The organism is Paraburkholderia sp. CI3 (assembly GCF_050436505.1).
Lineage (GTDB): Bacteria > Pseudomonadota > Gammaproteobacteria > Burkholderiales > Burkholderiaceae > Paraburkholderia > Paraburkholderia tuberum.
Genome location: NZ_JBNDMI010000003.1, coordinates 2,779,385 through 2,789,616 on the forward strand (window position 1 = coordinate 2,779,385; position 10,232 = coordinate 2,789,616).

10 protein-coding genes and 2 pseudogenes are annotated in these 10,232 nt (G+C 59.3%); 6 read left to right on the top strand and 6 right to left on the bottom strand.

Annotated features, from left to right (window positions below; translation table 11 throughout):
• Nucleotides 1-359 precede the first annotated feature (359 nt).
• Entirely contained in the window at nt 360-1,418 is a 1,059-nt protein-coding gene (locus OKW29_RS21465) for a porin (RefSeq protein ID WP_429292454.1), read from the top strand.
• A gap of 286 nt (nt 1,419-1,704) precedes the next feature.
• Entirely contained in the window at nt 1,705-2,397 is a 693-nt protein-coding gene (locus OKW29_RS21470) for a GntR family transcriptional regulator (RefSeq protein ID WP_429292455.1), read from the top strand.
• A gap of 61 nt (nt 2,398-2,458) precedes the next feature.
• On the opposite strand, the gene OKW29_RS21475 is transcribed toward OKW29_RS21470, so the two are convergent.
• The 3 genes and pseudogenes from OKW29_RS21475 to OKW29_RS21485 all read right to left on the bottom strand — a co-directional run.
• On the bottom strand, nt 2,459-2,725 hold the full coding sequence (locus OKW29_RS21475; protein ID WP_429292456.1) for a hypothetical protein: 267 nt from the start codon (nt 2,723-2,725) through the stop codon (nt 2,459-2,461).
• 11 nt (nt 2,726-2,736) lie between these two features.
• Nucleotides 2,737-3,249: a hypothetical protein gene (locus OKW29_RS21480; protein ID WP_429292554.1), complete on the bottom strand. Its 513-nt coding sequence runs from the start codon at nt 3,247-3,249 to the stop codon at nt 2,737-2,739.
• Nucleotides 3,225-4,201 (bottom strand): annotated as a pseudogene (locus OKW29_RS21485) (IS110 family transposase); the annotation flags it as partial. The gene OKW29_RS21480 and the pseudogene OKW29_RS21485, both read right to left, overlap by 25 nt.
• 511 nt (nt 4,202-4,712) lie before the next feature.
• Here OKW29_RS21485 and OKW29_RS21490 point away from each other — a divergent pair.
• The 4 genes from OKW29_RS21490 to OKW29_RS21505 all read left to right on the top strand — a co-directional run bounded on the left by OKW29_RS21490 (nt 4,713) and on the right by OKW29_RS21505 (nt 7,377).
• Nucleotides 4,713-5,219, top strand: coding sequence for a hypothetical protein (locus OKW29_RS21490; protein WP_429292457.1), 507 nt, complete (start codon nt 4,713-4,715; stop codon nt 5,217-5,219).
• Nucleotides 5,220-5,269: 50 nt separating this feature from the next.
• Nucleotides 5,270-5,422 carry a hypothetical protein gene (locus OKW29_RS21495; RefSeq protein ID WP_429292458.1) on the top strand — a complete coding sequence of 51 codons (153 nt, stop codon included), beginning with the start codon at nt 5,270-5,272 and terminating at the stop codon, nt 5,420-5,422.
• 292 nt (nt 5,423-5,714) lie between these two features.
• Nucleotides 5,715-5,963: a hypothetical protein gene (locus OKW29_RS21500; RefSeq protein ID WP_429292459.1), complete on the top strand. Its 249-nt coding sequence runs from the start codon at nt 5,715-5,717 to the stop codon at nt 5,961-5,963.
• A 97-nt stretch (nt 5,964-6,060) separates the two neighbouring features.
• A complete protein-coding gene (locus OKW29_RS21505; RefSeq protein WP_429292460.1) occupies nt 6,061-7,377 on the top strand; it encodes an IS701 family transposase in 1,317 nt (438 codons plus the stop codon).
• Between the two features lie 510 nt (nt 7,378-7,887).
• Here the strand turns inward: OKW29_RS21505 and OKW29_RS21510 are convergent.
• The 3 genes and pseudogenes from OKW29_RS21510 to OKW29_RS21520 form a co-directional block, all read right to left on the bottom strand.
• Nucleotides 7,888-9,039: an IS110 family transposase gene (locus OKW29_RS21510; protein WP_429292461.1), complete on the bottom strand. Its 1,152-nt coding sequence runs from the start codon at nt 9,037-9,039 to the stop codon at nt 7,888-7,890.
• A gap of 172 nt (nt 9,040-9,211) precedes the next feature.
• Nucleotides 9,212-9,535: pseudogene (locus tag OKW29_RS21515) on the bottom strand (hypothetical protein); the annotation flags it as partial.
• Nucleotides 9,536-9,626: 91 nt separating this feature from the next.
• Nucleotides 9,627-10,028 carry a helix-turn-helix domain-containing protein gene (locus OKW29_RS21520; protein ID WP_429292462.1) on the bottom strand — a complete coding sequence of 134 codons (402 nt, stop codon included), beginning with the start codon at nt 10,026-10,028 and terminating at the stop codon, nt 9,627-9,629.
• Between the last annotated feature and the right edge of the window lie 204 nt (nt 10,029-10,232).

The following is a 10,232-nucleotide window of genomic DNA, read 5'->3' on the forward strand; positions in this document are numbered from 1 at the left end:
TTTGAGGTCTTGGCTGGTCGCTGTTCCGGTTGGTTAGGCAGCCAGCGACGAGTCGTCAAGCCGCAATGTAATACCGGGGCTCAAGAGTCCAAAGCCAAATTCTACGGTTTGACCAGACGCTGCCGTCGCCAGCCGCAGGAAAAGGTTGACATGCTGCACATCGGCCACCGGCCTTGTATTTCGAGCATCCATTCTCGACAAGACGCGAATGCCCGCGTTGACGTCGATACCAGAAATGCCTACTGTTAAACATTCAAAATAAAATTTAATTTTGATGACACCAGAAGGGCGCAGGCTGCACGATTTCGCAAGGAATGAAAGGCACCTGCAACCCAGAGATCAAAAGACAGGAGACGGTAGTGCACAAGAGAATCGCTGGATGCATGCTGGGTGTCTTGCTGCCGTGCGTAGCGCACGCTCAGTCGAGCGTCACGCTTTACGGCGTTGCTGACGTGTTTTACGGTTACTTCAAGAACTCCGCCACAAGCGTGAGCAGCCTCAATTCGGGCGGACTGGGCGGATCACGATGGGGCATTCGCGCCAAGGAGGATCTTGGCGGCGGCGTGACTGCAATTGCAGTTCTTGAAAGCGGCTTCAACATTAACAATGGAACGCTCGGGCAGGGCGGTCGGGAGTTTGGCCGCCAGGCGTATGTCGGCATCGACAGCCAGTGGGGAACGCTCGTGGGGGGGCGCTTGCAGACGGCAGGCTACGTATGGGGCACGACGTTCGACCCGATCTTGATGTCTGCAGGATCGGTCCTGGGGTCGATGACCGGCGAGGAACCGCGACCGTGGATCTTCAACCCGCTGCAGGATCCCGCCCGCCAGGACAATGCGCTGCAATACAGCTCGCCCACCTGGCATGGCCTCAGCGCGACCTTGGGCTACTCGTTTGGCTCAAACCAGGGCGCCGCCACGAATACGAAGTATCAGATCGGCACGCTGTGGTATACGAATGGCGGCCTGGTCGCCAGCTACGGACTGGGCCGCAGTCTCACCGTGGCGCCCGGTGGCGACGCCAATACCCTGGAACATGCGTTTGGCGTCAAATACCGGTTCGACTGGCTTTCCCTCTACGGCACGTATCAGTTGCGGCGAAACAATCCTGGATTTACCGACAAGGCATGGCAAGCGGGCTTCACGGTGCCGACAGGGGCCGTGGGTATGTTCGGCTTTGCGTACGGCGGGCTGAGCGACGAGAACCAGGTCCGCTCGCAAAACTGGAGCGTGCGCTCATTCGCAGTCAGCTATACCTATTATCTTTCGAAGACCACTTCGCTCTATGGCTTCTATAAGAAGCTCTGGAATCGCGGAGTCGCGAAGCAGACCATCTTCCCACCCGGCGGCTTGCCCGCGCCCGCCACGTACGATGAACATGTGTCCGCTATCGGCATCGGCATGCAGATGCGGTTCTGAACCCTGTTGGGAAATGCGGAAATCGTCATCGGGCATTCGGCTGTAGCCGTGCCCTCGAGAGCCCGGGCGACCTCGACATCAATGCGATGCGCAACTCCATTGGTGCATCGTTTGCGGTCATGCGCAGTGGGCGATCAAGCTCCGTTGACGAGCGAGGCTTGATGTACCCTCGCCTCGTGGCACCACGGTCCTCGGCCGGTAATAAATAAATGTAGCGCCCCCGGGCGGCCCAATCAGGAAGGGCTCGGACGCCTTGCGCCGTCGACAATCAGGATATAATTTCGTATTGAATACAACTTTTGGGGCGGTCATCGTGACACTTACAGAACTTGATGGGGTCGACTTCCCGTCCCAGATCGCGTCGGAGATGCGCAAACTGATCAATCGCGGAACACTCGCGCCGGGCTTGCAACTTCGCCAGTCCGATCTGGCCGAGCGTTTTGGCATCAGTCGCGTGCCAGTGCGCGAAGCGCTCAAGCTTCTGGCAGCTGAGGGCATCATCGAACACGACCCGAATCGTGGGTTTTTCGTGGCGCCCTTGTCCAGTGACGAGGCACGTCAACTCTATCGGATGCGCCATCTGCTTGAATCTGAGTTGCTCGCCACCATTGTCTGGCCCACCCCGCCCCAGTTGAAGAGCCTCAAGGCGATGGTGGCCGAGCTCAACCAGTTACTGGCAAGCGGCTCGCGCGACGCCTGGATTGAGCGCCACCGGGCGTTTCACGACGCGATCTTCGACCTGTCAGAAAACAAGATCCTAAAGCGTGAAGCGTTGCGGCTGATGCGCCTGACCGATCGGTATCGCTCGTTGGCGGCCGACATCACGCGCCAAGGTACGCACCTCGACGCGCGAATCGAGGAACAGCTTCTCAAGGCATTGTCGGCGAAAGATCGCAAACTGCTCCTGGGCACCTACGACAAGGGCCGCGCCATCGTGCTCGAAGGCTTGATGGCGGTTTTGGCTGCGCGCGGCGTTTAGGAATGTTCATTAAGGGGCCGCCGGGGTCAGGCTGGTCCGCGGCGCGCCCGTTTCGCTGCTTCTAGAACCTCAACTGCATCCCGGCAGCGGCGACCGACTGGATCTTGCCCGCCGCCGCCGCGGTGCCAATTTCGGCAGGGTAAGCGCCGTTCGTACGCTGAAACACACCGGCCAGGTAGACCGCGGTGGTTTTGAATAGCGCGTGGGTGAGCTGGACCGCCGCTTGGTTGATTGCGACATTCTTCAAAAAGGCATTGTCGTTCCGAATCGGTGTGGGCTGCACCAAGATTCCATGCGGGGGCGAAGTCAGCTTGACCGCATTGGACATACGCTTGCCGCTCACACGGTCCCAGTTGATCGCCCCAGGCCCGGGGGCACGCCGTTGTTGATGATGGGCGGGTACGGGCCGACTGCGGCCGCCGCGCCAATCTGCGCGGGACCCGCGACACCGAGCAGGTCGGCGCCGAAGCTTCCGGTGCGAAAGTTCAGCATGCCTCCTGCTGCTCCCATTGCGGGATCAATGCCGCCGATCAGAAAGTAGTCGAAGGCAAAATCATTCTGTCGCCCCAACCGGAAAAAGCCCAGCCCTGTCTGGCGCATCCCGAGCGAAGCGGAGTTCTCGAACAGCGCCCCGCGCGACTGCGGGTCAAGGTTGCCGGTGCTCAGGCTGAACAGGGAGTCCAGGCTGAAATTGGCGCTGAGCCCACCGTCGAGGTCGTCGTGCCGCGAAAGAAGAACTTCGTCGGAAAGATCGCAGAGTCCTGCATCTGGATCAGGCGAGAGCCATTCGCATCCCGATAACCCGCGATGCTCTCGTCCAGGAATCCGCCGATGGTAGACGAGCCTGAGCATCGGGTGACCGGGGCGAGGCCGGCGTAGGCGGCGAGATGCGCAGCTGAAGCGAAGGCTTTGTGGGCGACTTCCGTGAGGAGTCTGGCGGCGGTCCTGACGCCCACTCCCGGCATGCTGGTCAGGACCGGCCAAAAAGGGTGTGCGTGCACCAGGCGTTCAACTTCGCTGGCAACCTCGTCGCGTTGTTTGCGCAAAGACGCGAGCTGCTGGGCCAGACGCGGCATGACGGTGGTTGCTGCCTGCGTACCAGGTACGACCACAGCCTGTTCGCTGAGCGCCTGAACGATTTCGGCAGCAAGGCTTTTGCCCATGCGAGGAGCAAGTTTGGTGAGGCGGTTGGCGAGTGTTTTCTCGCTGGTCGCGGCAAGCTCGGCGGGCGACGGGTACCGCTCAAGCAGATCGAGCACGGCCAAATGGTCGAGGCGCGGCCCAGAACCCGTTCCAATGCGGGATGGATCTGGGTAAGCAGGCCGCGAATGCGGTTGCTGGTCTGTGTGATCTGCGCGGCGAGATCGTCATCGACGCCGCATAGCATGGTGAGTTCGGCAAGTTGCTCATCAGCCACTCGAAGCGAGCGCAGCGTATGCGGCATCGAGCGCGCGGCTTCTGCAATGATGGCGGCATCGCGGGCGTCGGTCTTGGCTTCGCCTGCATGCAGATCGGCGATGCGGCGCATGACCAGACCCGGCAGATAGGCGACCAGGACGCCTTCATCACGGGCGACTGCCACGGGCAACGCGCCAATCGTGGCGGGCTGGTCGACGACGAACAGAAGTTGGCCGTGCGTCATGAACTCGGTGATCAGAGCACGCAGTTTGGCCTCATCGTTGGGCAGCGCTTTGTTGTACAGGTGTTTTCCGGTCCGATCGAGAGCGACGGCGTGATGGCGGCCTTTGCCGACATCGACGCCGATGAATACGTCGACTGAGTCATGTTGTTGGTTTTCTTGCATCGAAGGCTTTGCAGGTCTCGGCATCCACGTTACGGACGGCCTCAAGATATCCTGACCGAGCCCCTATTAGCGATCACCAGCCACCCACCAGACCCGGTGACAACACTCCCGGATCATGACTGCGGCTGGTGGCGGGAAAAGCAAATCTGATTGCTTCCCTCGAAGCGCGGTCTCTAAGCGCGCTCGGACGTGAAAAGCGGGGCGGGAAACCCTCACCCAAAGCGTGACGTTGAACATCCGGCCCCCGGTCGTTCAGACGCCGTATGAGTTGAAGCACGTTCTCGAACCATCTCGGGTATACCCGCCAATCGCAACCCTTGTGTCTCGTGGCGATGGCGCATAATATTGTGAATACTGGATTAAATAATATGTAGCAGTTTTTACAGTCAGCCGATGGCGCAGTTTGCGTCACACCGCGCGCTGGAGTAGCGCTGGGTGTCAAGGTAAATGCAAATGCTGTGGCTGGATGGTCGTGCAAATCGATCACGAGCATTTAGATTAGGAAACTTGAATGAATTGCGCCAACGCATCACCCTGGAAGTACGTCGTCATGTGGTTGCGGCTCTACTTCGGAGCTCATCTTTTCTACTCGGGGATTCGATACATCCTGAGCGGTTACGTGCCGGAAATCCCCGGTATCGGCGGAGCTTACGTTGCGGCGGCCACAACGATTCATATGTATCCAGCGGTCAAGTATATGGAGTTCTTTTACGGGCTGATGCTCTTGACGAACCGGGGCGTACTGCTCGCGCTAATCCTCGAGATGCCAATCACCGCAACGATCTTCTGGCTCAACACGTTCATTGTCGCCACGCCGCGCCAGCGCTTTACCGGGCCGCAGGAATTGTTTATGAACGGCGTGCTCCTGCTGGCCTACAGCGGATACATGGCGGCGGTGTTTCGACTCAAACTCGAACCGATGTGGCTTTGGGACGGCTGGAAAAGGTGTTTCCAGAACGAAACCAACAGTTCAACAGCGAAACATGCGCTGTCATCCCCACATCAAGGCAACGCATAACCCTGGAGGCTGATATGAAGAAGGATACCTGAATAACAGTAGGAATCTGTTTGTTGATCACCGTGGCGGCGTGTATTGGCTCGACGGGTTTGGGGTATGCCGATTACCGTCCGCTGCGCAATTTCGACTACTTCGGGTTGGGTGTGGCTTGGCTGGTCTTTGTTGCAAACCTCATCCGTGACCAGCGATCGGTAAGCGCATAGAGGTATGACCCGGGGCTGATGCAGGAGCAGGCGGCTCAAGGTGATGCGGCACCGACACGATACGGTTTGCCGACGACGTGGATCCGGGTCTTTTGGTTGGTCGCTCGACACGATCACCTCGACGGGTGATCATCCGCCTTTCCGTCCGTCAATTCTTGCGGTTCACAGAATGTGGAAATAGCACGCTTGTCGATGGTTTGCGCTGGAGCACTGGCATACGCATCGCACGGGCACCCAACATCGGCACAGTGCATCGACAGGCGCCTTTTCGCAGGACAGAGAGGATAAAGTGATGAAGACCGGAGAGCAGTCTTTACGTTTCGTAGTTGAAAAGTGGCTCGGGTTGCAACTTTCAGAGAGCGCAAGGGTGACGGCACTGGGCCGTCCGCGCTCGGGCAAAGGGCGTTTCGTGTGCGTCGAGACCGTACACGGCAGCGAAAGACTCGCGCTGTTCTTCTTTCGGCACGACGACGGATGCTGGAAGGTCTTTCCTCCTGCTCCGGCGTTGCCAGAGATGGCTTTGGAGCGTCTGTTTGCGTAGCCTAAATCCGGCGATGCCTAATCGTACTGTGTCATAAAATACTCACAGCAAGGCGATACCTGGTACTATTGAATAATACAGACTCCAGGCGATCGCGATGAAAGAAGATGTCGACGAATTTGACGCGTATCTGAATCATCTGGCGCAAGCGTTAGGGCACGCCGATCGCCATGCGGGCCTCAAGGGCTACTGTTCGGGCCTGGTATTGCCGCTGTCACGCAAGAGCGTCGAGCCGATGGCCGCGCATATTGACCCACTTCACGCGAGTGCGAAGCACCAGTCACTCCACCACTTTGTGGCCAAGGCAGAATGGTCTGATCGTGCGCTCCTGCAGCGGGTACGCGAATGGGTGATGCCCGCGTTAGGCGCGCACGCTGCTGAAGAAAGCGGCTACTACTGGATTATTGACGACACCGGTTTTCCAAAGAAGGGGCGTCATTCGGTCGGGGTGGCACGTCAGTATTGCGGCCAGCTCGGCAAACAGGACAACTGCCAGGGCGCCGTGAGCCTGTCGATCGCGACGCAACGCGGCAGCCTGCCGATCGCTTATCAGCTGTATGTCCCCAAGGAATGGATTGACGACCGCGAACGTGCCCGTCGCGCGGGCATTCCCGACGAACTGGCGTTCGAGACCAAACCCCGGATTGCGCTGGCCCAACTTCGCGAGGCTATAGCATCCGGCATTGCACCGGGCATCGTGCTGGCCGATGCCGGGTATGGCGACGAAACCGCTTTCCGGGAAAGCGTCACTGAACTGGGTTTGCTGTACGCGGTTGGGATCCGGCCTGGCACCTCGGTGTGGGCACCCGGTACGGCGCCACTTCCGCCCAGGCCCTGGAGCGGGCGCGGCAAGCCGCCGACATTGTTGCGCCGTGCGCCCGGCCAAGAGCCGATCGCGGTGAAGGAACTGGCCATGCAATTACCCGTGAACGCCAGGCAAGCCGTAACCTGGCGGGAAGGTAGCAACGCAGCACTGTCCTCGCGCTTTGCCGCCGTACGGGTTCGTCCCGCACATCGCGACGATGAGCGAAGTACTGTGCGCGACGAAGAGTGGCTGCTCATTGAATGGCCTGAGGGCGATACGGAGCCGCTCAAATACTTTCTCTCTACCGCTCCGCAAGAGGCGACACTTGAACAGCTTGTGTTCGTGACCAAGATGCGCTGGCGTATCGAGCGCGACTATCAGGACCTGAAACAGGAGTTCGGGCTCGGTCATTATGAAGGGCGAGGCTGGCGCGGCTTTCACCACCACGCCACACTGAGTATCGCTGCGTATGGGTTTCTGATGGCTCAGCGACTCAGAATGCAATCAGATGGACGCGATAAAAAAAACTTCGTTGAACGCGCGCTGCCTGCCCTTCCCCCGGATTACATCCCCCGGGGCAGTCCAGCGCGCGCAACGCCACGTTCCTGATTCCATTACCACCTTGCGTATCCTGCTTGGACTAAGGCTCATGCAACGATGGCACTCTTCCTGTACGGCAATAGACTGTGCAACTAATTATGTGACACAGTAAGATTTCTATGGGGCATTGGAAGTCAAGCCCTTTCACGATCCATCTTTCCGTCAGTTATCTCCCGTTCGAGAGCGTGACAGGTTATCCACGGCCGGCCGGCGGGTCGCCTGTTATGACCACGACGCTGGCCGGCGGTGGATAACCTGTCCGCTGAGATGTTTTGCAATCCTCCATATCAAGCGAGAACAGCAGTGAGGTCGGGGTGCCTGAAGTCCGGACAGTTGACCGGACCAACTTCTATCCGTGCCGGCCACCAGACCGGTCACCACATACCGCATGCGCAAGGCGCAGGAACCACCCCATTACGGACGCGCCCCATCTAGAACTACGGTTACCTCCCAAGGTAACCCTCTTACTGTCCGGGCGCGCCAAACCTTCAAACACTGTTGCCGCTCGACGTTGGCTGTTCAGGTCGCCGTCACCTTCTTCGCAGGCGCCTTGAGGGTTGCCCCGAGGGGAATCTTGCCGAATTCCAGATAGCGCCATAGCGCGACTGACAGACGTCTGGCAAGTGCCACAATGCCGATGCGTCGCACGCGCTTGCCGGTCGGTCCAAAGCGCTCGTTGAACCAGTGGCTTAGCTGGCTGGTGGGCTGGAAGCGCAGCCAGCTCCACGCCAGTTCCACCATCAGCCATCGGGCTCGCCTGTTGCCGATCTTGCTGATGCCCTGCTCAACTTCACTGGTACCGCTGGCATAGGGCGTCGGGGCCAGGCCCAGGCAGCCGGCCACTTCGCGGCGGTTGTGAAACTGTCGCCAGCCGAACAGTTCCCTGACCAGGACCCAGGCACTGCCCGTTCCGATACCCGCGAGGTGCGCGAGCCGCGCAATCGCGGGTTGCGCACCGCTGCGCACGTCGCGCTGCTGCTGTACCTCGAGCGTCCTGATCTGCCTGGCAGCGAGCGACAGCCGCTCGAACTCGCGCTCGATCTCGGCGCGCAGGGCTGGCAACAGCTGCGTGGTGTGCTCGGCCCACCAGTGCGCCCACGCGCGGCCACCGATTCGCTCGGGCCGCAGGTTGTGGAGTACCAGCAGCGAGCGGATGCGGTTGCTATGGGCAGTGCGCTCCTGGCGCAGGCGATCGAGTTCACGGTGTACCCGCCGCTCATCTTCCTGTTCGGGAGTCGGGATGCGCGCGACCGCCCACACCCGGCGTTCACCAGCGTAGTAACGCATCAGCATCGACAGCAGCTTGTCGCTGTCGAGACGATCGGTCTTGGTGCGACGTCTGCGCCGGTTCACTTCAATACTGGCCGAATCCACCACCAGGTTTGTGATCTGATGTTCGTCCAGACAGCGGTGCAGCCAGAAGCCGTCACGCCCGGCTTCGTAACAGCTCCGCACCGGAGCATCGGCCGCCAGATGACAGCGCGCTTTGGCCTTTGCAATCGCCGTGAAAACTGCGGCCGTATCGCCGGCGGCCACCGTGCAGCGGCTCGGCGCGCGCACCCCATCGCCCAGCGAGAGCTTCCAGCTCCTGTCACCCAGTTCGAAGGCGACATACAGGGATCCGGTGATGGTTGTATCCTGCCCGTGAAGGGCCGTGCGAGGCGCATTCATTTGCGTACTCCTCTTGGAAAACAGGGTTTGTGGCTCCCGTTTTACACCTGAGGCTTCACTCGTGCTGTCCGCATAGTATCTAGCAGCCTCGAACGCCCGGAAACGTGTTCCGCGTTTCAGAAGTGCGAACTCAGCATCCGTCGTAATGCACCTGAGTGCATCAACGACGGATAGGCTGGTCAAAGAAGCCGTGCGGTAGCCCAAGCGTGGTTTCCATGTGAAATGCGGTCTCGGGCGTGAACCGTTCACCTTTTGTCAGCTCAGCCGCTCGCGTCATGCTGGATTGAAGTCCTAACGCGATGTTCTCAGCACCCACAGCATCGACGAGGAGCTGGAAGGAACGTGTTTTGAAAATCGAAGCGGTTTGTGCGGAGTATCGAGGCGGCGCTTTCGCGTACGGTTGCCCCTGCCGGTTGGCTGGAGATTTTTTCACGTGACGGGGCTGACGTTGCGCTCTGTCCCGAACTCCCGCATATCGTCCGCGGGTTTGACTCATAAAGTGGGGCTCCGCGCGGTCGTTGATGTTTGACTTCCGGATTATAGGCGAGGCAATGATGGCATCACGCGTCCGTGATTTCATCAGCAGCTCAGGTCATTTCTCCTCGCGCACGCCGATTTGATCTGACTGTTTTTGAACCGGTAGGCACCTGTTTGCTGGAAGCTTTTGTCGGCTTCCTGGCGACCTTTGGTGCGTTCTTCTGGGCGGCGGAAACGTTCACGCGCGTCTTGATAGCAGTCGGTGTTTTTTTCTTGGACCGACGAGCTTTTTTCAGCTTCCGTTCTACCTCGGCGAGTAGCTCGGCGGGCGAGCATTTCAAAGCGGTTGCCAGTGCGAACAGCATCGTTAGCGTTGGCTGGTGCTGGCCGAGTTCCAGCATGCTGACGTAGTTGCGACGTATATTGGCCTCGAAGGCGAGCTGTTCCTGCGTTAGCTCGGCGTGAATACGGCGCTCGCGCAGAAGGGCGCCAAAGACTTCGGCCAACTCCAAATTTCTCTCCCAGTGAAATGGGAGCACTGTCCAATCGGCGCTATAATTTGTCTTCCCAGTACACTGGGAATTAGATGGTTGGTATGTGGGCGAAGTCCTTATCCAGTAAGGATGTGTGATTTTTTTGATGTCGGCGGACGTGCGCGAAGCGATGGTGCTCCCGAAGAAAGCGCACGTCGGCATCAGGTGGTTGATTTATCGCGA